At 60.0% G+C, this 23,563-nt stretch carries 20 protein-coding genes and 1 riboswitch; of the genes, 10 read left to right on the top strand and 10 right to left on the bottom strand.

Annotated features, from left to right (window positions below):
* Nucleotides 1–34: 34 nt before the first annotated feature.
* Nucleotides 35–152, top strand: a riboswitch (FMN riboswitch).
* A 120-nt stretch (nucleotides 153–272) separates the two neighbouring features.
* Genes ribD through ribE form a run of 4 tightly spaced genes read left to right on the top strand, consistent with a single transcriptional unit; the run spans nucleotide 273 to nucleotide 3,703 of the window.
* Nucleotides 273–1,379, top strand: a complete 1,107-nt coding sequence (gene ribD / locus B5G40_RS07335) for a bifunctional diaminohydroxyphosphoribosylaminopyrimidine deaminase/5-amino-6-(5-phosphoribosylamino)uracil reductase RibD (RefSeq protein ID WP_087399213.1) — start codon at nucleotides 273–275, stop codon at nucleotides 1,377–1,379.
* Complete coding sequence (locus B5G40_RS07330) at nucleotides 1,360–1,989, top strand: riboflavin synthase (RefSeq protein WP_087399212.1); 630 nt, start codon at nucleotides 1,360–1,362, stop codon at nucleotides 1,987–1,989. The genes ribD and B5G40_RS07330 overlap by 20 nt, the downstream gene beginning before the upstream one ends.
* A 15-nt stretch (nucleotides 1,990–2,004) precedes the next feature.
* Nucleotides 2,005–3,234 carry a bifunctional 3,4-dihydroxy-2-butanone-4-phosphate synthase/GTP cyclohydrolase II gene (locus B5G40_RS07325; RefSeq protein ID WP_087399211.1) on the top strand — a complete coding sequence of 410 codons (1,230 nt, stop codon included), beginning with the start codon at nucleotides 2,005–2,007 and terminating at the stop codon, nucleotides 3,232–3,234.
* A 1-nt stretch (nucleotide 3,235) separates the two neighbouring features.
* Nucleotides 3,236–3,703 (top strand): 6,7-dimethyl-8-ribityllumazine synthase, encoded by a 468-nt coding sequence (gene ribE / locus B5G40_RS07320; RefSeq protein ID WP_087188224.1) that lies wholly within the window; start codon nucleotides 3,236–3,238, stop codon nucleotides 3,701–3,703.
* A gap of 43 nt (nucleotides 3,704–3,746) precedes the next feature.
* On the opposite strand, the gene B5G40_RS07315 is transcribed toward ribE, so the two are convergent.
* Nucleotides 3,747–4,649 carry an RluA family pseudouridine synthase gene (locus B5G40_RS07315; protein WP_087399210.1) on the bottom strand — a complete coding sequence of 301 codons (903 nt, stop codon included), beginning with the start codon at nucleotides 4,647–4,649 and terminating at the stop codon, nucleotides 3,747–3,749.
* Between the two features lie 140 nt (nucleotides 4,650–4,789).
* Between B5G40_RS07315 and hemW the strand changes: the two genes are divergently transcribed.
* Nucleotides 4,790–5,992, top strand: a complete 1,203-nt coding sequence (hemW, locus tag B5G40_RS07310) for a radical SAM family heme chaperone HemW (RefSeq protein WP_087327644.1) — start codon at nucleotides 4,790–4,792, stop codon at nucleotides 5,990–5,992.
* A gap of 95 nt (nucleotides 5,993–6,087) precedes the next feature.
* Nucleotides 6,088–9,105: a phosphodiester glycosidase family protein gene (locus tag B5G40_RS07305; protein ID WP_087399209.1), complete on the top strand. Its 3,018-nt coding sequence runs from the start codon at nucleotides 6,088–6,090 to the stop codon at nucleotides 9,103–9,105.
* A 40-nt stretch (nucleotides 9,106–9,145) separates the two neighbouring features.
* Here the strand turns inward: B5G40_RS07305 and B5G40_RS17165 are convergent, their stop codons facing one another.
* Both B5G40_RS17165 and B5G40_RS07300 read right to left on the bottom strand, forming a co-directional pair.
* Nucleotides 9,146–9,331 (bottom strand): hypothetical protein, encoded by a 186-nt coding sequence (locus B5G40_RS17165; RefSeq protein WP_206407222.1) that lies wholly within the window; start codon nucleotides 9,329–9,331, stop codon nucleotides 9,146–9,148.
* A 299-nt stretch (nucleotides 9,332–9,630) separates the two neighbouring features.
* A complete protein-coding gene (locus tag B5G40_RS07300; RefSeq protein WP_087399230.1) occupies nucleotides 9,631–9,840 on the bottom strand; it encodes a helix-turn-helix domain-containing protein in 210 nt (69 codons plus the stop codon).
* Nucleotides 9,841–9,861: 21 nt separating this feature from the next.
* Here B5G40_RS07300 and B5G40_RS07295 point away from each other — a divergent pair, with 21 nt between their 5' ends.
* Complete coding sequence (locus tag B5G40_RS07295; protein ID WP_242959318.1) at nucleotides 9,862–10,326, top strand: DUF4368 domain-containing protein; 465 nt, start codon at nucleotides 9,862–9,864, stop codon at nucleotides 10,324–10,326.
* Nucleotides 10,327–10,404: 78 nt separating this feature from the next.
* Here the strand turns inward: B5G40_RS07295 and malQ are convergent, their stop codons facing one another.
* The 6 genes from malQ to B5G40_RS07265 form a co-directional block, all read right to left on the bottom strand.
* Nucleotides 10,405–11,898, bottom strand: coding sequence for a 4-alpha-glucanotransferase (gene malQ / locus B5G40_RS07290; RefSeq protein ID WP_087399208.1), 1,494 nt, complete (start codon nucleotides 11,896–11,898; stop codon nucleotides 10,405–10,407).
* Between the two features lie 4 nt (nucleotides 11,899–11,902).
* The gene (locus B5G40_RS07285; protein ID WP_087327635.1) at nucleotides 11,903–12,910 is read right to left on the bottom strand and encodes a LacI family DNA-binding transcriptional regulator; all 1,008 of its coding nucleotides are present in this window, start codon (nucleotides 12,908–12,910) and stop codon (nucleotides 11,903–11,905) included.
* Nucleotides 12,911–12,942: 32 nt separating this feature from the next.
* Complete coding sequence (locus B5G40_RS07280; RefSeq protein WP_087188218.1) at nucleotides 12,943–13,779, bottom strand: carbohydrate ABC transporter permease; 837 nt, start codon at nucleotides 13,777–13,779, stop codon at nucleotides 12,943–12,945.
* The gene (locus B5G40_RS07275) at nucleotides 13,779–14,621 is read right to left on the bottom strand and encodes a carbohydrate ABC transporter permease (protein WP_087399207.1); all 843 of its coding nucleotides are present in this window, start codon (nucleotides 14,619–14,621) and stop codon (nucleotides 13,779–13,781) included. The genes B5G40_RS07280 and B5G40_RS07275 overlap by 1 nt, the downstream gene beginning before the upstream one ends.
* Nucleotides 14,622–14,720: 99 nt before the next feature.
* Nucleotides 14,721–16,070 (bottom strand): ABC transporter substrate-binding protein, encoded by a 1,350-nt coding sequence (locus tag B5G40_RS07270; RefSeq protein ID WP_087188216.1) that lies wholly within the window; start codon nucleotides 16,068–16,070, stop codon nucleotides 14,721–14,723.
* A gap of 196 nt (nucleotides 16,071–16,266) precedes the next feature.
* On the bottom strand, nucleotides 16,267–17,259 hold the full coding sequence (locus B5G40_RS07265; RefSeq protein WP_087399206.1) for a CCA tRNA nucleotidyltransferase: 993 nt from the start codon (nucleotides 17,257–17,259) through the stop codon (nucleotides 16,267–16,269).
* A gap of 108 nt (nucleotides 17,260–17,367) precedes the next feature.
* Here B5G40_RS07265 and murC point away from each other — a divergent pair, with 108 nt between their 5' ends.
* Entirely contained in the window at nucleotides 17,368–18,738 is a 1,371-nt protein-coding gene (gene murC, locus B5G40_RS07260) for a UDP-N-acetylmuramate--L-alanine ligase (protein WP_087399205.1), read from the top strand.
* Nucleotides 18,739–18,884: 146 nt separating this feature from the next.
* Nucleotides 18,885–19,286, top strand: a complete 402-nt coding sequence (locus B5G40_RS07255; RefSeq protein ID WP_087265709.1) for a hotdog fold domain-containing protein — start codon at nucleotides 18,885–18,887, stop codon at nucleotides 19,284–19,286.
* Nucleotides 19,287–19,340: 54 nt separating this feature from the next.
* On the opposite strand, the gene B5G40_RS07250 is transcribed toward B5G40_RS07255, so the two are convergent.
* Nucleotides 19,341–20,711: an MATE family efflux transporter gene (locus tag B5G40_RS07250; RefSeq protein WP_087399204.1), complete on the bottom strand. Its 1,371-nt coding sequence runs from the start codon at nucleotides 20,709–20,711 to the stop codon at nucleotides 19,341–19,343.
* 209 nt (nucleotides 20,712–20,920) lie between these two features.
* On the opposite strand from B5G40_RS07250, the gene clpB reads away from it, so the two are divergent.
* Entirely contained in the window at nucleotides 20,921–23,554 is a 2,634-nt protein-coding gene (clpB, locus tag B5G40_RS07245; RefSeq protein ID WP_087399203.1) for an ATP-dependent chaperone ClpB, read from the top strand.
* Nucleotides 23,555–23,563: the final 9 nt, after the last annotated feature.

Below are 23,563 nucleotides of genomic sequence, written 5' to 3'. Positions count from 1 at the left end.
TCCACAGTGCTATGATAAGGCCAACAAGTTCATATGCAGTCTTCAGGGCAGGGTGAAATTCCCGATCGGCGGTAAAGTCCGCGAGCGCGTAAGCGCAGGATTTGGTGCAATTCCAAAACCGACAGTTAAAGTCTGGATGGAAGAAGACGCCGGTGGGAATGAATCTTACCCCTGCTTTATATCCGTTTCATTCCGCCCCGTAGATGCTTTCTCAGCGCCCCGAAGTTGCTTCGGGGCGCTTTTTTCGTCCCGAAAAGGAGGGAGAAGCGAATATGAACGACACCGACTATATGGGGCTGGCTATAAAGCTGGCCCAACGGGGTACCGGATGGACCAGCCCAAATCCCCTGGTAGGGGCGGTGCTGGTGAAGGAGGGCCGCATCATTGGCCAGGGATGGCACCGCCGCTGCGGCGGCCTCCACGCCGAGCGGGAGGCTCTGGCTGCCTGCACAGAGGACCCGACAGGAGCCACCCTGTATGTCACCCTGGAACCCTGCTGCCACCAGGGCCGTCAGCCCCCCTGCACTCAGGCCATTCTGGATGCAGGCATTGCCAAGGTGGTCATCGGCTCCCGGGACCCCAACCCCCTGGTCCACGGCAAGGGAGCAGCCCTGCTGCGGCAAGCCGGGGTAGACGTGGAAGAAGATTTCATGCGGAACCAGTGCGATACCCTGAACCCGGTATTCTTCCACTACATCACCCACAAGACTCCCTATGTGGCCATGAAATACGCCATGACCGCCGACGGCAAGATCGCCTGCCATACCGGCCTGTCCCAGTGGGTCACCGGAGAGACCGCCCGGGCTCACGTTCAGACTCTGCGGCACCAGTACCGTGGCATTCTGGCAGGTATTGGTACGGTGCTCCAGGACGACCCCATGCTCACCTGCCGGATGGAGGGCGGCCGCAATCCGGTGCGCATCATCTGCGACTCCCAGCTACGCATCCCCCTCACCTCCAACCTGGTCCGCACCGCCAAGGAGGTGCCCACCATCGTGGCCTGTGCCTCCCCCATGCCGGACAAGCGGGCTGCCCTGGAGGGCCTTGGGAGCACAGTACTGGACCTGCCCGGCGCCGACGGCAGAGTGAACCTGCCCGCCCTGATGACAGAGCTGGGAAAACGGGAGATTGACGGCGTACTGCTGGAGGGGGGCGGCGGCCTCAACGAGTCCATGCTGCGGCAGGGTCTGGTGCAGAAGGTCTATTGCTACCTGGCCCCCAAGCTATTCGGCGGCGCGGAGGCCAAAAGCCCGGTGGAGGGCCGGGGAGTGGACCGCCCGGAGGACTGCTGGCGGCTCTCCCCTCCCACCTGCACCCCCATGGGGGAGGACCTGCTGCTGGAATACGAGGTGATACAACATGTTCACAGGGATCATTGAGGAACTAGGCACCATCCGCAGGGTGGGGCCGGGTAGTCTGGAACTGGCCGCCCACACCGTGCTGGAGGGCACCAAACTGGGGGACTCCATCGCAGTGAATGGGGTGTGCCTGACGGTGACCGCCCTCTCCCCCGCCGGCTTTACCGCCGACGTGATGCCCGAGACCTTCCGGCGCACCGGCCTAGGCGGGCTCCATCCCGGCTCCCAGGTCAATCTGGAGCGGGCGATGGCTGCGGATGGCCGTTTCGGGGGCCACATCGTCACCGGCCACATCGACGGCACCGGCACGGTAACCTCCCTCCGGCGGGAGGGCAACGCGGTGTGGGTCACCATCTCCGCCCCCCCGGAACTGCTCTCCGGCATTGTGGAGAAGGGCTCCATCGCCATTGACGGCATCAGCCTGACGGTAGCTGCCGTCACTGACCGGGATTTCTCCGTCTCCATCATCCCCCACACCGGGGGCCACACCACCCTGCTGGACCGGAAGGCGGGAGACACCGTCAACCTGGAGACCGATATTTTGGGAAAGTACGTGGCCAGACTGCTGGGCCGGGAGGCACCCAAGCCCTCCGGCATCACCATGGAATTTCTGGCTCAACACGGATTTTAAAGGAGGATACATACCATGGGATTTGCCACCATTGAGGAGGCCCTGGAGGAGCTGCGGGCCGGACACCTCATCATGTGCATCGACGACCCCGACCGGGAGAATGAGGGCGATCTGATCTGCGCCGCCCAGTTTGCCACCACCGAGAACGTAAACTTTATGGCAGTCCATGCCAAGGGTCTGATCTGCACCCCTATGTCGGAGGCCGTGGCCGCCCGGCTGGGACTGGAGCAGATGGTAAAGGTAAACACCGATAACCATCAGACCGCCTTTACCGTGTCCATCGACCATGTGGACACCACCACCGGCATCTCCGCCGAGGAGCGGGGCTTCACTTGCCGCCGGTGCGCCGCTCCCGACGCCAGGCCGGAGGAGTTCCGGCGACCCGGCCATGTGTTCCCCCTGGTGGCCCGCCGGGGCGGGGTGCTGGCCCGCAACGGACACACCGAGGCCACGGTGGATCTGTGCCGCCACGCAGGCCTTGCCGAGTGCGGCCTGTGTTGCGAGATCATGCGGGATGACGGCACCATGATGCGCACCACCGAGCTGCTGATAAATGCTGAGGCCTGGGGCATCAAGGTCATCACCATCAAAGATCTCCAGGACTACTGCCGCCTCCACGACAAGCACGTGGTCCGGGAGGCGGTGGCCAAAATGCCCACCAAATACGGTGACTTCACCATCTACGGCTACACCAACGACCTCACCGGCGAAAGCCATGTGGCTCTGGTCAAAGGCGATATTGGGGACGGCATGGGGGTGCTGTGCCGGGTCCACTCCGAGTGCCTTACCGGCGACGTGTTTGGCTCCCAGCGGTGCGACTGCGGCCAGCAGCTGGCCGCCGCCATGGAGCGCATCGAAAAAGAGGGCCGTGGCGTGGTGCTCTATATGCGGCAGGAGGGCCGGGGCATCGGTCTCATCAACAAGCTGAAAACCTACACCCTCCAGGAGCAGGGGTATGACACGGTGGAGGCCAACATCAAGCTGGGCTTCGCCCCCGACCTGCGGGAGTACTGGATCGGAGCTCAAATTCTCCGGGATCTGGGGGTCAAGGAACTGCGCCTTCTGACCAATAATCCGGACAAGATCTACGGTCTGTCCGGCTTTGGCCTGGAGATCACCGAACGCGTTCCAATCGAGATCGCGCCCCAGGAACACGACCATTTCTATCTGTGGACCAAACGTGAAAAAATGGGCCACCTGCTGGAGCAGGTGACCGACGACGATAAGATTCAGGGAGGTATTTGACATGAACATTCTGGAAGGAAAACTGATCGGCAGCGAAAGCCTGCACATCGCCATTGTGGCGTCCCGATTCAACGAGTTTATCGTGAGCAAGCTGCTCTCCGGCGCAGAGGACGGCCTGGTACGTCACGGCATTCCCACCGAGAACATTGACGTTGCCTGGGTACCCGGTGCCTTTGAGATTCCGGTAGCCGCCCTCCACCTGGCCCAGAGCGGCAAGTATGACGCGGTAATCTGCCTGGGCGCTGTCATCCGTGGCTCCACCTCCCACTACGACTATGTGTGCGCCGAGGTGTCCAAGGGCGTGGCTCAGGCCTCTCTCCAGACCGGCAAGCCGGTGCTCTTCGGGGTACTCACCACCGACACCATTGAGCAGGCCATCGAGCGTGCCGGCACCAAGGCAGGCAACAAGGGCTACGACTGCGCCCTGTCCGCCATCGAGATGGTCAATCTCTTCAGCAAACTGGGCTGAAACAGGACTAAAAGGGGCTGCTGCATTTTGCAGCAGCCCCTTTTTAACGCAGCAGCACTGCCATATCATCCGGCAGAGGTGCAGTCCAGTGGAGAGCCGCCCCGGTGATGGGATGGGTCAGAAAGAGCTCTGATGAGTGGAGGGCTGGCCGGGCAATGAGACCCTTGTCCTCCCTGCCGTAGAGGAAGTCGCCGGTGAGAGGACAGCCCAGCCATGCCATATGGACCCGTATCTGATGGGTGCGGCCCGTCTCCAGAATGAGCTCTACCAGGGTCCGGTTCCCTGTCTGTTCTACTACCCGGTAGCAGGTGGCCGCAGGCTGGCCCGCCGGATCCACCTGACGCTGGATCAGAGAACCGGGTACCCGCCCGATGGGGACCTCCACCCTCCCCTGTTCCGGCACCGGTACCCCGTCGCACACCGCTAGATAGATCCGCCGAAAGGCAGCCGTATGGAGCTGCTCCTTCAGCCGCTCCTGGGCCAACGGGTGTTTGGCAATCACCATCAGGCCGGAGGTACCCCTGTCCAGCCGATGGACCGGATGGACCCCCGCCGGTTCTCCCTTCTGCTGGTAATAATAAGCTACATAGTTGCACAGGGTCTCTCTGCCGTTGCCTGGTCCAGGATGAACCGGTACACCGGGGGCCTTGTTGACCACCAGCAGGTCCTGGTCCTCATAGACCACATCCACCGGCCCAGGCGTGGGGACCACAGCCTCAGGCCGATCCGGATCGTCCACCCGCACCGAGAGAACCTGTCCCGCCGCTGCCCGCTGGCCGGTGATAGCCCGGACGCCATCCAGCAGGATGCCGTCCTCCAACCATTTGATCCGTTTGATCACAGTACCTGACAGTCCCAGCTCCCGGCGGAGCAAGGTGTCGATCTTCTCTCCATCCCATGCCGAGGTCACTGTCAGTGTCAGCCGCCGTCCATCCTGTTGGGGCATTGTGTCCCCCTCCTCTCTTTTTTGAGTATAGCATGGCAGGCTATGCTTTTCAAATTGAGCTTTTTCATGTATAATAGTTAGATAAGCAAGTGATACTTGGGTAGCACCACTGCACCTTTCCAGGAAGCGAGGCGCCGTCTATGGCAGAAAAACTGGGCATCTACATCCACATTCCCTTTTGCCGCAGCAAATGCGACTATTGCGACTTCTACTCTCTGGCCGGGCAAGAGGGACGGATGGACGACTACCAGAAGGCCTTACTGGCCCATCTCAAGGAAACCGCCCCTCAGGCCAGAGGCTGGCAAGTTGACACCGTTTATTTTGGCGGCGGTACACCCAGTTTTTATGGGGAAAAGCGGCTGCGGGAGCTGCTGCGGTTGATCGCCAAACGCTTTGATCTGGCTAAGGACGCGGAAATTACCGTGGAGTGCAATCCGGACAGTGTGGATCTGAAAATGCTCCAGGCCCTCCGTCGGGCTGGGGTCAACCGGCTCTCTTTGGGCGTTCAGTCCGCCTGTGACCAGGCCCTCCAGAGCCTTCACCGCCCCCATACCTTTGAACAGGCGGTTCAGGCTGTCACCCTGGCACGGCAGGCTAAGTTCCAGAACCTGAGTCTGGACCTGATCTACGGTCTGCCCGGTCAGGATCTGGCAAGCTGGCAGGACACGGTGGAGCAGGTTCTCACCCTCAAGCCGGAGCACCTGAGCTGCTACGGCCTGAAGGTGGAGTCGGGTACCCCTCTGGACTACCGGGTCTCCCGGGGCGAAAAGCTGCCCGACGATGACGCCCAGGCGGATATGTACCTCTGGACCGTGGAACGGCTGGAAAAAGAGGGCTACCGCCAGTATGAAATCTCCAACTTCGCCCGTTCCGGCTATCAGTCCCGCCATAATCTGAAGTATTGGATGGGCCATCCCTATATTGGCTTTGGTCCCGGCGCTCACTCCGACTTCGGCGGGCGGCGCTACTCCTTTATCCGGGACCTGGAGGGCTATATCTCCGGCGTTTTGGAGGGAGGCGTGGTGATCGACTCCTCCGACTTGATCCCCGCCCGGGAGCGGGGCAGTGAGTACCTCATGCTCCGGCTGCGTACCACCCGGGGCATTGAGGAGTGGGAATACCGCCGAGAGTTCTTCCTGGACTTCGACCCCATCGAGCAGAAGCTGGAGGACTACGAACGCCACGGTTGGGCGGAGCGCCACGACCGCCGCTGGCATCTGACCCCCAAGGGTTTCCTGGTGTCCAATCAGCTCATTGGAGATCTGCTGGTGATCCAGGAAGAGGCGACCTTGGAGAAAACCCTTCCTCGATTGAAACAAGGCCGTCCCGAGGACGCAGAATAAAGATTTGGGTACAAATACCCCCGCTTGTTTACAAGCGGGGGTATTTGTGTTAACATAACGTATGTATCTTTTCACCCTACCATAGGAGGACAATCATGAAGCACTTCATCCGGCGATGCGCCGCAGCAGGCCTGGCTCTGGCCCTGACGGTCACTGCGGCGTCGGCCTCATACGCCCTGGGCTGGGACCTGCACACAGGACAGGTCCCTCTGTCTCAAGGCGCCACTCTGAGAAAAAACATTTTCTGGAGCGACACCTACTCCGATCTGCGCCACGAGTACTACATCTCTTACAGCCCCAATGAAAATGTAGTGCCCACTGTGGCCTACGGAAACAAGGTACTGGACCGGCTCACCCTGTCCAGCATGGCCAAGAATCTGGAAAACCAGGGGAAGCGGGTAGTCTCCGGCATCAACGGAGACTGGTATGTACTCTCCACCGGCTCTACGGTAGGCCTGCTGGTCACCGATGGCGTGGTGCGGGCCACCCCCTACTACAACAGCTCCTGGGCCATTGGCTTCAACGAGGACGGTACCGCCTTCATCGGTCAGCCCGCCCTCTCCACCACCGTCACCTTCGGCGGCGCCACCTATAAATTAAGCGGTGCCATCAACAAGGTCCGCAAGATCACTGCCAGCGACACCAGCGGCGGACTGACCCTGCTCACCTCCGACTTTGCTTCCACCACCCAGAACACCGACCCCGGCGTGGACGTAATCCTCACCCCGGTGGACGACGGCACAGGAGTCTATGCCACTCAGCCCACCATCGGCAAGGAAGTCCAGTACACTGTGGACCAGGTACTGGAGTCCACCGGCAGCATCGCCATCCCAGAGGGCAAGGCCGTCCTCACCATGAATGCCAAGGACAACGCCGACATTTTGGCCAAGCTCCGCGCCCTCCAGCCCGGCGATACGGTGACCCTGTCCATCACCAGCACTGATGAGCGCTGGAACTCGGTTACCCAGGCTCTGGGCGGTACTTATAAGATCGTCACTGACGGCAAGGTGGTCTCATCCGGCCTGCCCTCGGAGCGCACCGCCTGGACTGCAGTGGGCGTCAAGGCCGACGGCACCGTGATTTTCTACACTCTGGACGGCAAGCAGTCCGGTTACAGCGTGGGCTGCACTCTGTCCCAGGCGGCTCAGCGCCTGGTAGAACTGGGTTGTGTGGAGGCCATCGCCATGGACGGCGGCGGCTCTACCACCATCGGCGCTACCTATCCGGACACCAATGGAATGCAGGTGGTCAACCGCCCCTCCGATGGCTCTCAACGCTCCAACAGCACCGCCATCTTCCTGACCACCACCCTTCAGCCCACTGGTGAGCTGGACAGCTACTATGTGACCCCCACCGACTCCATGCTGCTCTCCGGCGCCACAGTTCAGCTCTCCGCCACCGGCCTGGATACCAACTACTATCCCACCACCGGAAACACAGTATCCTGGTCCGTTTCTGACGGCGGCGGAACCGTCAATGAAAGCGGACTCTTTACCGCCGGCAGCAAGAGCGGCTTCTACCAGGTCACCGCAACGGACGGCACGCACTCGGGTACCGCCTATCTGACCACTGTGGCCACGCCGGACACCATCACCATTTCCAATGAGTCTACCGGCTCCAAAGTCACCTCCCTGAACCTGAATCCCGGCCAGCAGATCGATTTGAAGGCCTCCGCCACCTACCGCACCCTGGCTCTCACCGCCCAGGACACCTGCTTCACCTGGTCTATGGACGCTTCACTGGGCACGGTAGATGCAAACGGTGTACTGACCGCCTCCCAGAACAGCGGCAGCGGCAAGCTCACCGTCTCCGCCGGCGGCAAAAGCGTCACCATTCCCGTGACCATCGCCAGCCATGTCAAGACGCTGGATACCTGTGAGGGCAACCTATCCTCCTTCCAGAATACCAATACCGCCACCGCCGAGGCAGAAACCAGCCTGGACTTTGTACACAACGGCAGCCAGAGCCTGAAGCTGTCCTACGACGCCACCAGCGGCTCCGCCAGTCTGTCTACCTCCCTCTCCATTCCCGAAGGGGAGAGCTGGCTGGGTATGTGGGTCTATGGCAACGGTTCGGGCAATACCCTGATGGCTACCACCGCTGACCAGGATGGGCAGACCCAGCAATTCCTCCTGACCGCTCTGGACTTCACCGGCTGGAAGTATGTCATGGTCCAGCTGCCCACCGGCGCCTCCTCCCTGTCCAGTCTGGATGTGGTCTATGGCGGCGGTGCGGAGCGGCAAATCGGCTCCATCTGGCTGGATCAGTTGGTCACTGCCAATCAGCAGGTTACTGATAACACCGCCCCCACCGTCTCCGTGTCGGTAAAGGGCACCCAGCTCACTGCCACAGTCAAGGACGATCTGGACCAGACCATCCCCCAGAGCAACGTCACTCTCACCTACGACGGCAAGGTCCTGACCGGCACCTGGAATGAGAGCACCGGTACCCTCACTGCCACTCTGCCTGCCGCCGACAGCGGCTATCATCGGGTCACCGTTACTGCCTCTGATGCCAGCGGCAATCTGGCCCGGGCCTCCGCCGATGTGAAGCCCTCCTCCAGCCGGACCAGCCCCTTCGGCGACATGACCGGCCACTGGGCCGAACCCTATGCCACCTTCCTGTACGACCAGGGCATCTCCCAGGGCACCGGTGGAGCCACTCCCCAGTACGAGCCCAACAAGAACATCTCCCGGGCAGAGTTCTTCGCTCTGGTTGCCCGGTGGATGGATCTGGACCTGGAGCAGTATGCCAATGTGGAGCTGCCCTTTGCCGATGCCGACTCCATTCCCTCCTGGGCTCTCAACGAGATCAAGGCCATGTACAGCCTGGGTATCCTTCAGGGCGCCTCCAGCGGCGGCCAGCTGCTGGCCAATCCCATGTCCACCATCACCCGGGCAGAGGCCATCACCATTCTGGGCCGCACCCAGGCCAAGGGATACACCGCCAACGATCTAACCTTTGACGACGCCGGTCAGGTCCCCTCCTGGGCCCTCTCCTACACACAGATTCTGGTCACCCAGGGCGTAGTCAGCGGCAACAACAATCTGATCCGCCCCTCCGACTCCATCACCCGGGGCGAGGTGGCCAAGCTGCTGTACGCCATGCTGTAATATGAAACAGGCAAGAAAAAAGTGCGCTGATGGTAGCTACTCATAAAACAGCATCAACAATCAACTGAAACAGGGTAGCTGCCATACGGATTGCCACAAAAGCGGGTAAGAGGTCAAAGACTTCTTGCCCGCTTTTTCTGTGCCGCGTGGAACGATAGAAAGGCATTTTTGCGCTTTCAAGGGATACGATACTACTTGTTCTGTTTCCGTTCTCTGCAAGTCGCATAAATCAAGGCTTTTCGCCTGCCTAAATGTCCACGCTGGCATGGCAAAATGTTACGCAGTAGACCGCCATTTTTGAGGGTGGGGATATAAACACTCAACTCTTGTGTTTTCAAGTCTGCAAAACCGCGTTGTGTAAGGCGCTCTCGCTCTCTATTGCGTAACACATCATCATAGATTGAGGGCGCAAGCGGTCTATCCGTTTGCGCCCTCTTGATTACCCGACAGCAAAGACGGGCAAAGCCGTCAAGGACGCGAAGCGCGAAGTTTATCCTTGACGGCTTTTTCTGCCTTTGCTACTTGTCATCTGTCAAAGCGGAACTTGGGTAGTGCTTCCATTAAGGACGCTTTGAGATAATCTTGAATATCGTCGTTGATACTCCCTTGAAAGTAGGACAGATATTTGATGTAGCCGGTATAGGTTTGAATGACGGTGTTCACCGCTTCCGGCTCCCCGGCGGTTGCCTTTACAATCGTTTCATAGGGCAGCAAATTGCCTGTGTTGCGAACCATGAAGAACAATTCCGCAAGGCTATGGGTGCGAAGCAGAAAGCCGAAGCAAAAAGAGAACTCGCGGCGAAGCGTCGGCAACTGACGCAGGCAGAACGACGGATAGAAGAACTTGACCGACTATTCAAGCGTATTTATGAGGACAACGTAGGCGGAAAACTATCTGACAGCAGATTTCAAATGCTCTCTGACGACTACGAGCAGGAGCAGAAAGAACTGCGGGAAAAGCTGTTGCGGTTGAATGAAGAAATTACAGAACAAGAGGAACAGGCAGAGAATATCGACAGGTTTATCTGCAAGGTGCGGAAGTATCTCGACTTGAACGAGCTGACACCCACTATCCTAAACGACATGGTAAAGGCGGTATATGTTCACGCGCCGGACAAGTCGAAGGGTTATCGGGAACAACAGATTGACATTTCCTATGACCTTGTAGGAATACTCCCCGCGTCTTTACTGATTGACCTGCAAAACGGAGAAACGGCATAGCCGAAGCTACGCCGTTTCCTGAAAACATTCTTATGCTGTTTTATGCGTGCCGCCCCGACGCGCACTTTTTTCTTGCCTTTATTCTGTTTTGGGCAACCGTCCATACAGTTCCATCTGCCGGTGGAGTTTGGCCGCCAGTTCCGGGCTGTCAAAGCCCTCCGCCGCCCGCCAGGTCCAGTTGCGGCCCAGGGTGGAGGGGATATTCATCCGGGCCTCCGAACCCAGGCCCAGCACATCCTGGATCTGCACCACGGCGCACCGGCCCACACTGGCCCAAACCGTCCGCATCATGCCCCAGTTCTCCCCCTCCTGCTGGTCCAGGTGGAGATACTCCCGGGCATAGGCCACATCCTCCGGCCGGGCAGTCACCAGCCAGCCCATGGCGGGCTCGTTGTCGTGAGTGCCCACATAGACCACACAGTTGACCGGATAGTTGTGGGGCAGATAGGCCGGTCCCTCCTTATCCCGGCTGTCAAAGGCAAACTCCAGCACCTTCATGCCGGGAAATCCGGTCTCATCCCGGAGCCGGTGGACCGAGGGGGTCAAAAAGCCCAGATCCTCCGCAATAATCTCTTTTTTGCCCAGAGCCCGCTCCACAGCCTGAAACAGTTTAATCCCCGGTCCCTGCCGCCACCGCCCGTTCTGAGCGGTGGGCTCCCCATAGGGGATGGCGTAGTAGGCGTCAAAGCCCCGGAAGTGGTCGATCCGCAGCACATCGTAGATCTCACACTGATAGGCGATGCGGCGCACCCACCAGGAGAAATTGTCCCGCTCCATGTAGTCCCAGTCAAAGAGGGGGTTGCCCCACAGCTGGCCGTCGGCGGAGAAGCCGTCGGGGGGACAGCCCGCCACCTCGGTGGGCCGCCGGTGCTCGTCCAGCTGGAACTGCTCCGGGTGGGCCCACACGTCCACGCTGTCGGCGGAGACATAGATGGGCAGGTCCCCGATGATTCGGATGCCTTTCCCATTGGCGTATTCCTTGAGTGCCTTCCACTGGCGGAAAAAGAGGTACTGCACCCCCCGCCAGAAGGCCAGATCGGCGGCCAGGGCCCGCCGCACCCGGTTGAGGGCCACCCGGTCCCGGTTCTGGATGGCCGGTTCCCAGTCGGTCCAGGGCTCTCCGCCGTTGGCCTCCTTCATAGCCATAAAGAGGGCGTAGTCCTCCAGCCAGAAGGAGTTTTCCTCGCAGAAGGCCCAGTAATCCGCGGTGGGTGCGGCCAGCAGCGCCTTGCAGGCCTTCCGCAGCACCGGATAGCGGTTCTGATACAGCTTGCCGTAATCCACCCGCTGTGGGTCGCTCCCCCAGTCCAGTCCCTCATAATCCGCCCGGTCCAGCAGGCCGTCGGCCGCCAGGTCGTCCAGATCAATGAGGTAGGGGTTACCGGCAAAGGTGGAAAAGCTCTGATAGGGGGAATCTCCATAGCTGGTGGGACAGATGGGCAGGATCTGCCACAGGGACTGGCCCGCCGCCTGGAGGAAATCCACGAACTGCCGGGCACAGGCGCCCATGGTGCCCACGCCGTAGGGGGATGGCAGCGAAGTGAGGTGCATCAGGATGCCGCCGGTCCGCATAGTTTCACGTCCTTTCCTTCACGCTCTCCCCTTCCAAAAAGGTATAGGGGATCAATTCATGGGCGGGCTTCGCTCCGTCCTGAATCTGGTGGATCAGCAGATCCACGCTCCGCTCCGCCAGCCGCTGGGCGTCCTGGCGGACGGTGGTGAGCCGGGGCACCGCGTACCGCCCCAGCACAATGCCGTCATAGCCCAATATGGAGATATCCTCCGGCACCCGCAGACCCCGGTCATGGAGGGCCCGCATGGCCCCCAAGGCCTGCACGTCGGACATGGCAAACACGGCGGTCATACCGGGCAGCTTATCCAGCAGCCGCTCCATGGCGGCGTAGCCTCCCGACAGATCGAAGCGGGCGGTCTCATATTGGCTCGCCTCGTCCAGGACCAGTCCCCGGTCGGCAAAGGCCTGCCGCACCCCTTCCAGGCGGGCCTGGGCGGCGTCGGACTGCTCCGCCCGGCCGCCCAGGATACCAATGGTCCGGTGGCCCAGTTCCATGAGCCGCTCTACCGCACGGCGGGCGCCGTCGGTGTCGTCGGTGGAGACGCTGGACAGATTGGGCTGGTCCAGCCCGGCTGCCGAGTTGGTCACCAGCACGCATGGGATGGTGATACTGTGAAAGCCGGCCCGGAACAGGCTCAGGTTGCTGCCCAGGAAGAGGATGCCCATGGGCCGCCGCTCCCGGCACACCCGGATGGCCTGATCGATCTCATCGTCATCCTCATCGATGTAGTAGATCAAGCTGGGGTATCCACTGTCCCGGATACGGGTCTGGATACGCTCCACCAAATCGGCAAAGAGCATATTCTGGGTGCCTTTGACGATAAGTGCCACTCCGCTGCTGGCCTGCTGCTTGAGGTGCTTGGCATTGCTGTTGCGCGTAAAATGGTGGGCCTCCACCACCGCCATCACCTTGGCGCGGGCCTCCTCGGATACGTCCGGGCGGTTGTTGAGTACCCGGGAGACGGTACCCACCGCATAGCCGGACAGCTTGGCGATGTCTTTGATGGTCAAAGAAACTCACCTCTTGTCGGTCTGCGTCTTTTTTATCCCTTGACCGCGCCGGCGGCCACGCCCTTGATGATGTGCTTCTGGCAGGACAGATAGAAGATAACCACCGGGATCACGGCCATAATGAGGGCCGCCATAATGGCGCCCATATCCACCCGGCCATAGGAGCCCTTCATGTACTGAATCACAATGGAGATGGTCTTATACTTCTTGATGTCCAGGGTCAGGTAGGGCAGCAGGAAGTCGTTCCAGATCCACATGGTCTCCAGAATACCCACGGAGATGTAGGTGGGCTTCATGATGGGGAGCACCACCGAGAAGAAGGTACGGATGGGGGAACAGCCGTCGATCATGGCGGCCTCCTCGATCTCAATGGGGATGGACTTGACGAAACCGCAGAACATGAATACCGCCAGTCCCGCGCCAAAGCCCAGGTAGATGATGATGAGGCCCCAGGGGGTACCCAGGCCCAGCCGGTCGGTGACCAGGGACAGGGTGAACATGACCATCTGGAAGGGAACCACCATGGAGAACACACACAGGATGTAGATGGCCTTGGTGACCCTGGTCCGCACCCGGGTGATAAACCAGGCGCACATGGAGGTGCAGATCAGAATGACGAGCACCGAGCCCACGGTGATGAACACTGTCCATCCCACCGCTTTCAGGAAGTCGTACTGGTTGATGGCGGTAGCATAGTTGTCCAGACCGGTAAAGGTGGTCTCATTGGGCAGCTTGAAGGGCTCCAGATTGATGTAGGACTTCTTTTTGAAGGAGTTGAAGAGTACCACCACAACGGGCAGTACATAGAAAATACTGATGAAGGTAAACAGGCCGGTGCCCAGCCGGTTCAGCCGCTTTTTCCGGATCATTACTGCTGCACCTCCTTGGAACGGGTGGCTTTCAGCTGGATCAGGCCGATGGCCACCACCAGAATGAAGAAGACCACGGCTTTGGCCTGGCCCACGCCCTCCCAGCCGGTGCGGCCGTAGAAGGTATTGTAGATGTTCAGCGCCAGCATCTCGGACATCTTGGAGGGTTCGCCGGCAGTGAGGGACAGGTTCTGGTCAAAGAGCTTGAAGCCGTTGACCACCGACAGGAAGGTGCAGATGGTGATGGAGGGCATCATCATGGGGATAGTGACCTTGAAGAGGCGCTGGGGACCGCTGGCGCCGTCAATGGCGGCGGCCTCCATCACGTCGCCGGGGATGGACTGGAGACCGGCGATGTAGATGATCATCATATAGCCGATCTGCTGCCAGGCCACCAGGATAATGAGGCCCCAGAAGCCGTACCACTCGTTGAGGTTGAGGGCGGTGGCAAAGGGGGCAAGCAGGCCGTTGAAGATCAGCTGCCAGATGTAGCCCAGCACAATGCCGCCAATCAGATTGGGCATGAAGAACACTGTGCGGAAGATATTGGTGCCCCGCAGCTTCTGGGTCAGGGCCAGGGCGATGGCAAAGGCGATCACATTGATGACCACCAAAGAGACCACCGCGAAGAGGGCCGTATACCAGAAGGAGTGGAGAAAAATGGGGTCCTGGAATGCCTTGATATAGTTGCTCAGGCCCACAAAGGTGGCGTCGGTCACGGTGGTGAACTCACAGAAGGACAGCCAGATACCCATAATGAAGGGCACGATAAAGCCGATGGTAAACGCGATCAGGGTGGGCAGCAGGAAGATGGGAAAATACCGCTTGATTGCCTTTTCCAAAGGATCGACCTCCTCTCTCATTGCTCAGAAAGGCAGAGGCAGCGGGCGGACAGAATGCCCGCCCGCTGCCGGTTCAGCAGTTATTTTTGGGGGTCAGTCTCAGCCGTTGACGGCGGCAGCCTCGGAGGCCCAGCCATCCACGAAGGCGGATACCACGGCGTCCCACTTGGCATCGGTCTGGTCAGCAGCATAGGCGGTCAGAGCGGAGCCCACGCCGTTCTTCCACTCCTCGGAGGGCATGGTGGAGAAGTTCCAGGACACGGACTCATAGCCGTCAGCCACATACTGGTTGCCGATGTTGACCAGGGGGTTGGTGGACTCCAGGTTGCCCTTGAAGGGGATCACGAAGCCCATACCGGCCTGGCCGGAGGGCATGGCGCCCTCGCCGCCGCACATGGCCTTGGTGCCGGTCTCGGAGGTGACGCACCAATACATGAAGTCCAGGGTGGCCTGGATGTCAGCCTCGGAGGCCTTGGCGTTGACGCACCAGTAGTTCTCGGTGCCGGTGCACAGGCCCTGCTTCTCCTCGCCTTCCACACCGATGTAGATGGGCAGCATACCCAGGTTGTCGTCGCCTAGCTCGGCCACGTCGTTGTAAGCCCAGGTGCCGTTCTGATAGAACACGGCCTGACCGGTCACAAACTCGGCCACGGCGTCGTCGCCGGTCTTGGTGGACAGCAGCGCAGGCTCACAGGTGGCGTTGTTGATGTACAGATCCCAGATCTGGCGGTAGTTGTCCAGATAGGTGCCCTTGATGGCGTCGGTGTTGTCGATGCCGTCGGCCTTGTACTCATAGTAGATGGGCAGGTTGGCCAGATGGGTCTTGAAGCGCCAGTCGGAGGAGCCGTCCATACCGGCGGAGGTGAAGGCGGAGAAGCCCAGCTCGTCCTTGCGGGCGGTGATGTCCTCGGCCACCTTCTTCAGGTCGTCAAAGCTCTTGATGTCGTCGGCAGTGTAGCCGGCCTGCTCCAGCAGCGCCTTGTTGTAGATGATGCCGTAGGTCTCGATGACGTAGCCGATGCCGGCCATCTTGTCCCCGTCCATCAGGGCGAACTCGTCGCTGGACAGCTCGCCGGCCACGGCGGAGCCGGTCAGATCATAGCAGTAATCCTTCCAGGCGGCCAAGCCCACAGGGCCGTTGACCTGGAACAGGGTGGGGGCGTCGGTCTTGGCCATCTCGGACTTCAGGGTGGTCTCGTAGTTGCCGGAGGCGGCGGTGAGGACGGTGACCTCCACGCCGGTCTCAGCGGTGTAGAGCTCGGCGAGCTCCTGCCACTGGGCGTCCTGCTCAGGCTTGAAGTTCAGGTAATAGACCTTGCCGCCGGTGGCGTCGCCGCCGCCGCTGGGGGAGGAGTCGCCGGAGGGGGTGGTGTCGCCGCCGCCGCAGCCGGCCAGCATACCGGCCACCATGGTACCGGTCAACGCAAGCGCAAACAGACGTTTCTTCATTCTAAGTTCCTCCTGTCACAGTTGATTCGTGTCTCGGCTGGAAACGTTTCATGGAAACGTTTCCAGCTCCCTGTGATTGAATCTTACTCCTTCCCGCTTCCATTTTCAAGCATCTTTTTGTCAAACTCCCCAATTTCAGCTTTGCGCTTAATTTATACGCTGTTATTTTGTACAATATGCCAAATCGCAAAACCGTTCAGTCCAATTTGAGCAGCTCCAGAAGCTTGTCACGCCGGTTATCCTCGGGATGTTCTAATACATGGAGGGCCAGCTTCCGCTGGGCCGCGCCGATCTCCCTGCCCTTCAGACCAAGGGCCGCCAGCTCCCCGCCGGACAGGGCCAGCTGCCGCAGAACCTCCTCCTCCGGGTGGCGTACCCCCCGGCGCAGGGCCCGCTCCACCGGCAGACATTCAATGGGAAAGCCGGTGACGGCGCAGAACCCCCGCCACCGGGGGATGGGTTGGGGAGGCAGCTCCCCCAGACAGGACAGATCAGGGCAGCTGCATACCGGCCATAGGTGGGACAGCAGTCCCCAGCGGAGCAGCTCCCCCGCCCGCTCCGGATGAGGTGAGAGGAGGATTTTCTCCAGCTCCGCCTTGATCCGTTCCCCCGACACTCGGGCCATCCGCCCGGCATTGCGCCGGGTGGCCTCCTCGGTCTCCGGCTCAATGGCAAACCCCAGTTGAGCGGCAAAGCGCACCGCCCGCAGCATTCTCAGTGCATCCTCAGAGAACCGCCGGTCCGGCTCCCCCACACACCGGATGATCCCGGCTTTCAAATCATCCCGTCCGTCAAAGGGGTCGACCACCTCCCCGTCCGGTCCCAGGGCCATGGCGTTGATGGTAAAATCCCGCCGGGCCAGATCCTGGGTGAGCCCCACGTCAAAGGCTACCCCGTCGGGGTGCCGCCCGTCGGCATACCCGCTCTCCCGGCGGAAGGTAGTCACCTCCACCGGACCATCCTCAGTCAGGACGGTGACGGTGCCATGCTGTATCCCCGTGGGGACGGTATGCGCAAACAGCCCCATTACCTGCTCCGGATAGGCGGAGGTACACACGTCGTAGTCTCCCGGCGTGCGGCCCAGCAGCAGATCCCGAACGCAGCCACCCACCGGATGGGCAGCACAGCCTGCCTTCCGCAGGATATCCAAGCAATGCTGCACGCCTTCCGGAATCGGCCACTTCTTCATTTTCTCCACCTCCCCCGGTATGTTTGGCTTGCTATTTACCTATAATGGATTATAATATGGTGTTGAACTTTTATCATTATAATCTGTAGAAAAGGGTGTGTAAACCCCATGACCAATCCCAACATTCACGACTATCTGACGCCTGGCCGCAAGGCTCACCTGATCGGCATCGGCGGCGTTTCCATGTCTCCTCTGGCCGAGGTGCTTCACAAGGCGGGTATCCAGATCACCGGCTCCGACATGAGCGACAGCGCTACCGTGGAACACCTCCGCTCCCTGGGTATTCCCGTGGCCATCGGCCACCGGGCTGAAAATGTACGGGGCGCCGACCTGATCATCCGTACCGCCGCCGTTCATGACGACAACCCCGAGATTATGGAGGCTCATGCCCTGAATATCCCTGTGTTTGAGCGGGCCCAGGCGTGGGGCTCCATCATGCGGGGGTACAAAAACGCCCTGTGCATCTCGGGCACCCACGGCAAAACCACCACCACTTCCATGTGTACCCATATCATCATGGCAGCCCAAATGGACCCCACCGTCATGATCGGCGGCACTCTCCCACTGCTGGGTGCCGGTTACCGGGTGGGCCACGGGGACACCATTATTCTGGAGAGCTGCGAATACTGCAACTCCTTTCTCTCCTTCTTCCCCACTGTGGCAGTCATCCTCAACATTGAGGCTGACCACCTGGACTTCTTCAAAGACCTGGACGATGTGGAGCACTCCTTCCGGGCCTTTGCCGACCGGGTGCCGGAAAACGGCCTGATCGTGGCCAACGCCGACGACGCCAACACCATGCACACGTTGGAAGGCGAAACCCGCCCTGTTCTCACCTTCGGTCTGGAGGAAGGCGATGTCCACGCCGCTAACCTGACATGGAGTCGGGGGCTGCCCACCTTTGACATCATCTATCGTGGCGAAGTCTTTACCCGGGTAGGCCTGCGGGTCCCCGGAGAACACAACGTGAAAAACGCCCTGGCTGCGGCAGCCGCTGCCATCGCCCTGGCTGTCTCCCCCAAGGCGGTAAGCGAAGGTCTCAACGCATTCCGGGGCGCCGGCCGCCGCTTTGAGCACAAGGGCACTTACAATGGCGCCGAGGTGTACGACGACTACGCCCATCATCCTGGTGAGCTTCAGGCCCTGCTGGCCGCCGCCCGTACCCTGGGTTATGAGCGGATTATCTGTGCCTTCCAGCCCCACACCTACAGCCGCACCAAAGCCCTGTTCGACGACTTTGTTAAGGTCCTGCGTCAGCCCGATGTCACCCTGCTGGCCGAGATCTATGCCGCCCGTGAAACCAACAATCTGGGCATCTCTTCGCAGGATCTGGCCGACCAGATTCCCGGCAGCATTTACTGCCCCACCCTGGAGGATGTAACTGCCAAGCTGAAGGAGTTGGCCCAACCCGGTGATCTGATCCTTACCGTAGGTGCCGGCAACATCTATACCGCCGGCGAGGCCCTTCTCCAAAAATGAGCCATTCTTTCTCTCGCTAAAGCAAAAGAGGAAATTATACCACAAATTTCCGCTGTTGACAAGACTGTTAAAGAGACGTACAATGGTCTTAGTGTCCTGTCCCTTTTGTTCTCTTTTCACAAATATGAATAAGGAGTGGAATCGACATGGAAGAGAAAAAGTACACCTCGATGATCCGTCTGCGGATGTCTGCGAAGGACGCCCACTACGGCGGAAACCTGGTGGATGGCGCCCATATGGTGCATCTGTTCGGCGACGTGGCTACCGAGCTGCTGATCCAGTGTGACGGCGACGAGGGCCTGTTCTGCGCTTACAACAACATTGAGTTCAAGGCGCCTGTGTATGCCGGCGACTTCATCGAGGCCTATGGTGAGATCACTCACATCGGCAATACCTCCCGCAAGATGAAGTTTGAGGCCCGCAAGGTGGCTGTCCCCCGCCCCGACATCAGCGATTCTGCTGCTGATTTCCTGGAGGAGCCCATTGTGGTGGCCATTGCTGAGGGCACCTGCGTGACCCCCAAGAAGTGCCAGCGCAAGGAGCATTGATTCCTGCTTACATGAAAAAAGTCCGCCGCGAAGCATTCTTCGCGGCGGACTTTTTTATTGCGAGGCAGGCGTTCCGCTGCGCTCGGCCAGAATACGGGGGAAGAAACGAAGGAACAGAATGGTGGTAACGGTAGCCGCCACGGCATCGGCAATGGGCTCAGACAGGAAGGTAGCCTCCGCCGACACCAGAGCGGGCAGCAGCAGCAAGCAGGCCAGAAAAACCGTCTTACGGAACAGAGAACAGAACAGCGCCAGCCGCACATGACCCAGGGCGGTGGTCTCGTCCACCAGGGGATACTGGACGGCCAGAGGCAGGATCATAGCGGTAAACACCTTGATATAGCCCACTGAGCGGTCAATCAGTTCCGGATTCTGAGTAAAGAGCCGGACAAACACCGGAGACAGGGTGTAGGTCACCACAGTCATCAGGGCGCAGAAGGTCAGGCACAATCCCACAATGGATTTCATGGCCCGCTTGATCCGGGCGACGTTGCCCGCCCCGTAGTTAAAGCTGATCACCGGCTGAGTACCCAAGGTCAGGCCACCCATGGGCATGGTGATGAGAAGCAGATAGCTCTGCACAATGGTGGCGCAGACCACCAGCTTGTCGCCCAACTCTGGGCCGCCGTAGTGCTGGAGCACTGTGTTGAGGACGATGAGCAGCACGCTGTCGGTGGCAATGATCAGGAAGGGGGACAAGCCAAATGTGACGATCCGCATCATGATCTTCCGGTCAAAGCCGCCCCATCGCAGGGGCACCGGCATCTTTTCCCGCAGCAGAGAGCAGAGCACGAAGGCGCAGGATGCCATCTGGGAGATGACCGTAGCCAGAGCCGCACCCGCCACATCCAACTTTAAAACAAAGATAAAAATGGGGTCCAGCACAATATTGAGCACCGCCCCCAGCATCACTGTGGCCATACCCAGGCCAGAATAGCCTTGGGCGATCAAAAAGCTGTTCATGCCGGTGGCCATCAGGGCAAAGAAGGTGCCGGCGGTGTAGATGGTCAAATAAGTATCCGCATAACCAAAGGTGGCCGGACTGGCGCCAAACCACTGGAGCAGCTGCCCCTTAAGCAGCAGGAACAGCCCTGTCAACCCCACCGCCAGTACCAACAGCATGAAGAAGCTGTTGGACAGCACCCGGCTGGCCTCCTTCCGGTTCCCCTCCCCCATCCGCATGGCCAGGATAGGCGAGCCGCCCAATCCAACCAGGGATGCAAAGGAACCGAGCAGGGTGACGATAGGTCCGCACACACCCACTCCTGCCAGGGCCAGATCCCCGATCTGCGGAATATTTCCGATGTAAATGCGGTCTACGATGCTATAGAGTACGCTGACCAGCTGAGCCAGCATGGTCGGAATGGCCAGCTTACATACCAGGCGAAAAACTGGATCATGCCCCAAATCGTTGGTCCGTTTCATCTCGCTCCTCCTTCAGGCAGTCCACGGCATTATACCTCTTTTTTCTGCGCTCGTAAAGGGGCTATCCTGTCAAATCACTCCACCCGCCGAAGGTTTTAGCACTCTCTTCATATGAGTGCTAAAAATTCACACTCCGTTCATGATTTTTGTTTTGCAGGGGACTATACTGAGGACAAACAAAAAGCTGCCCCTTGAAAGGAGTGTTTTTTATGAATGCACAGAAATATACCCAGAAATCTCTGGAGGCCGTCCAGACCGCCCAGAGTCTGGCCACGGAATATGGTAACCAGCAGATCGAGCAGCCTCACCTGCTGCTGGCACTGCTCAGCGACGAGTCCGGCCTGATTCCCCAGCTGTTGGGGAACATGGGTCTCACCGTTCCCTCTTTCACCGCCGCCACCAAGGCGGAGGTGGAAAAACTGCCTCGTGTCTCCGGCTCCGGCCGTGAGCAGGGCAAGATCTATGTGGCTCAGGATGTGGACAAGTGCCTGAATACCGCCGAGTCCATTGCCTCCTCCATGAAGGACGAATATGTCTCGGTGGAGCACCTGCTGCTGGCCCTGATCGACACCGCCAACCGGGAGCTGAAGGAACTCTTCCGTACCTATAACGTCACCAAGGAAGGGGTGCTCCAGGCTCTGACCGCCGTCCGCGGCAATCAGCGGGTCACCTCCGACAACCCGGAGGACACCTACAACGCCCTGAAGAAGTATGGCTCCGACTTGGTGGAGCGGGCCCGGCAAAATAAGCTGGACCCGGTAATCGGCCGTGATGATGAGATCCGCAACGTGATCCGTATTCTGAGCCGCAAGAGCAAGAACAACCCCGTCCTCATCGGTGAACCCGGTGTGGGTAAAACTGCCATCGCCGAGGGTCTGGCCCAGCGTATCGTCAAAGGCGATGTACCCGGCTCACTGAAGGACAAGACCATCTTCGCTCTGGATATGGGTTCCCTCATTGCGGGTGCCAAGTACCGGGGCGAGTTTGAGGAGCGGCTGAAGGCCGTCCTCAACGAGGTGAAGAAGTCCGAGGGCCGTATCATCCTCTTCATCGATGAGCTGCACACCATTGTGGGCGCCGGCAAGACCGAGGGCGCCATGGACGCCGGCAATCTGCTGAAGCCCATGCTGGCCCGTGGCGAGCTCCACTGCATTGGCGCCACCACCCTCAACGAGTACCGCCAGTATATCGAGAAGGACGCCGCCCTGGAGCGGCGGTTCCAACCCGTTATGGTCAACGAGCCCACAGTGGAGGACACCATTGCCATCCTCCGTGGCCTGAAGGAGCGCTATGAGGTGTTCCACGGCGTAAAGATCCAGGACGGCGCCATCATCGCCGCCGCCACCCTGTCCGACCGCTATATCACCGACCGGTTCCTGCCCGACAAGGCCATCGACCTGATCGACGAGGCCTGCGCCATGATCCGCACCGAGATCGACTCCATGCCCACCGAGCTGGACATCATCCAGCGTAAGATCATCCAGCACGAGATCGAGGAGGCCGCCCTGAAGAAGGAGGACGACGCCATCTCCCGTGAGCACCTGGCCGAGATCCAGAAGGAGCTGGCCGAGATGCGGGATGAGTTCAACGCCAAGAAGGCCCAGTGGGAGAACGAGAAGAATGCCATCGGCAAGGTTCAGAAGCTGCGTGAGGACCTGGAGGCTGCCAACGCCGAGCTGGAGAAGGCTCAGCGGCAGTACGACCTGAACAAGGCCGCCGAACTGCAGTACGGCCGCATCCCCGAGCTGCGCAAGCAGCTGGAGGCGGAGGAGGCCATCGCCAACGAAGGCAAAGCCCGTTCCCTGCTGCGGGATAAGGTCACCGAGGAGGAGATCGCCCGCATCATTGAGCGCTGGACCGGTATTCCCGTGGCCAAGCTGATGGAAGGTGAGCGCGAGAAGCTGCTCCACCTGGAAGATATCCTCCACCAGCGTGTAGTGGGCCAGGACGAGGCCGTTCGTCTGGTGTCCGAGGCCATTCTGCGCAGCCGGGCCGGTATCGCCGACCCCAACCGGCCCATCGGCTCCTTCCTGTTCCTGGGCCCCACCGGCGTGGGCAAGACCGAGCTGGCCAAGACCCTGGCCGAGGCCTTGTTTGACTCCGAGAAAAACATGGTGCGTATCGACATGAGCGAGTACATGGAGAAATTCTCTGTGTCCCGTCTGATCGGCGCCCCTCCGGGATATGTGGGCTATGAGGAGGGCGGTCAGCTCACCGAAGCCGTCCGCCGTCACCCCTACTCTGTGGTCCTCTTCGATGAGGTGGAGAAGGCCCATCCCGATGTGTTCAACATCCTGCTCCAGGTGCTGGACGACGGCCGTATCACCGACAGCCAGGGCCGCACCGTGGACTTCAAGAACACCATCATCATCCTGACCTCCAACCTGGGCTCCCAGTATCTGCTGGACGGCATCGACGCCAATGGCGAGATCACTGAGGAGGCCAAGAGCGCTGTACAGGAACTGCTGCGCCACTCCTTCCGGCCCGAGTTCCTCAACCGTCTGGACGAGATCGTGTTCTACAAGCCCCTCACCAAGGACAACATCACCCACATCATCGACCTGCTGGTGAGCGAGCTCAACCGCCGTCTGGAGGAGAAGCAGCTGAAGGTGGTCCTCACCGACGCTGCCAAGCGCTTCATCATCGACAGCGCCTACGATCCTGCTTTCGGTGCCCGTCCCCTGCGCCGCTTTGTGCAGCACGGGGTGGAAACCCTCATCAGCCGGAAGATCATCGCCGACCAGGTGGAACCCGGCGATACCCTTACCGTGGACTGCGCCAATGGCGAACTGACCGTGGAGGCCAAAAGCGTCCTCTCCGGCCAGGTCGTGGACCAGGCCTGATCCTTTCCA

Source organism: Flavonifractor sp. An9, from assembly GCF_002161245.1.
GTDB lineage: Bacteria > Bacillota > Clostridia > Oscillospirales > Oscillospiraceae > Flavonifractor > Flavonifractor avicola.
The sequence above is the reverse complement of the archived record's forward strand: the minus strand, read 5'-3'. Positions and strand labels throughout refer to the sequence as shown.

What these genes read in the sequence shown, in the direction of transcription:
- ribE (WP_087188224.1), top strand. Translation starts at nt 3,236, where the DNA reads ATGAACATTCTGGAAGGAAAACTGATCGGCAGCGAAAGCCTGCACATC.
- B5G40_RS07300 (WP_087399230.1), bottom strand. Translation starts at nt 9,840, where the DNA reads ATGGTTCGCAACACAGGCAATTTGCTGCCCTATGAAACGATTGTAAAG.
- B5G40_RS07265 (WP_087399206.1), bottom strand. Translation starts at nt 17,259, where the DNA reads ATGAAGAAGTGGCCGATTCCGGAAGGCGTGCAGCATTGCTTGGATATC.
- B5G40_RS07305 (WP_087399209.1), top strand. Translation starts at nt 6,088, where the DNA reads ATGAAGCACTTCATCCGGCGATGCGCCGCAGCAGGCCTGGCTCTGGCC.
- B5G40_RS17165 (WP_206407222.1), bottom strand. Translation starts at nt 9,331, where the DNA reads ATGCGACTTGCAGAGAACGGAAACAGAACAAGTAGTATCGTATCCCTT.
- B5G40_RS07330 (WP_087399212.1), top strand. Translation starts at nt 1,360, where the DNA reads ATGTTCACAGGGATCATTGAGGAACTAGGCACCATCCGCAGGGTGGGG.
- B5G40_RS07315 (WP_087399210.1), bottom strand. Translation starts at nt 4,649, where the DNA reads ATGCCCCAACAGGATGGACGGCGGCTGACACTGACAGTGACCTCGGCA.
- B5G40_RS07255 (WP_087265709.1), top strand. Translation starts at nt 18,885, where the DNA reads ATGGAAGAGAAAAAGTACACCTCGATGATCCGTCTGCGGATGTCTGCG.
- B5G40_RS07295 (WP_242959318.1), top strand. Translation starts at nt 9,862, where the DNA reads ATGGGTGCGAAGCAGAAAGCCGAAGCAAAAAGAGAACTCGCGGCGAAG.
- murC (WP_087399205.1), top strand. Translation starts at nt 17,368, where the DNA reads ATGACCAATCCCAACATTCACGACTATCTGACGCCTGGCCGCAAGGCT.
- ribD (WP_087399213.1), top strand. Translation starts at nt 273, where the DNA reads ATGAACGACACCGACTATATGGGGCTGGCTATAAAGCTGGCCCAACGG.
- clpB (WP_087399203.1), top strand. Translation starts at nt 20,921, where the DNA reads ATGAATGCACAGAAATATACCCAGAAATCTCTGGAGGCCGTCCAGACC.
- B5G40_RS07250 (WP_087399204.1), bottom strand. Translation starts at nt 20,711, where the DNA reads ATGAAACGGACCAACGATTTGGGGCATGATCCAGTTTTTCGCCTGGTA.
- hemW (WP_087327644.1), top strand. Translation starts at nt 4,790, where the DNA reads ATGGCAGAAAAACTGGGCATCTACATCCACATTCCCTTTTGCCGCAGC.
- malQ (WP_087399208.1), bottom strand. Translation starts at nt 11,898, where the DNA reads ATGCGGACCGGCGGCATCCTGATGCACCTCACTTCGCTGCCATCCCCC.
- B5G40_RS07325 (WP_087399211.1), top strand. Translation starts at nt 2,005, where the DNA reads ATGGGATTTGCCACCATTGAGGAGGCCCTGGAGGAGCTGCGGGCCGGA.
- B5G40_RS07270 (WP_087188216.1), bottom strand. Translation starts at nt 16,070, where the DNA reads ATGAAGAAACGTCTGTTTGCGCTTGCGTTGACCGGTACCATGGTGGCC.
- B5G40_RS07280 (WP_087188218.1), bottom strand. Translation starts at nt 13,779, where the DNA reads ATGATCCGGAAAAAGCGGCTGAACCGGCTGGGCACCGGCCTGTTTACC.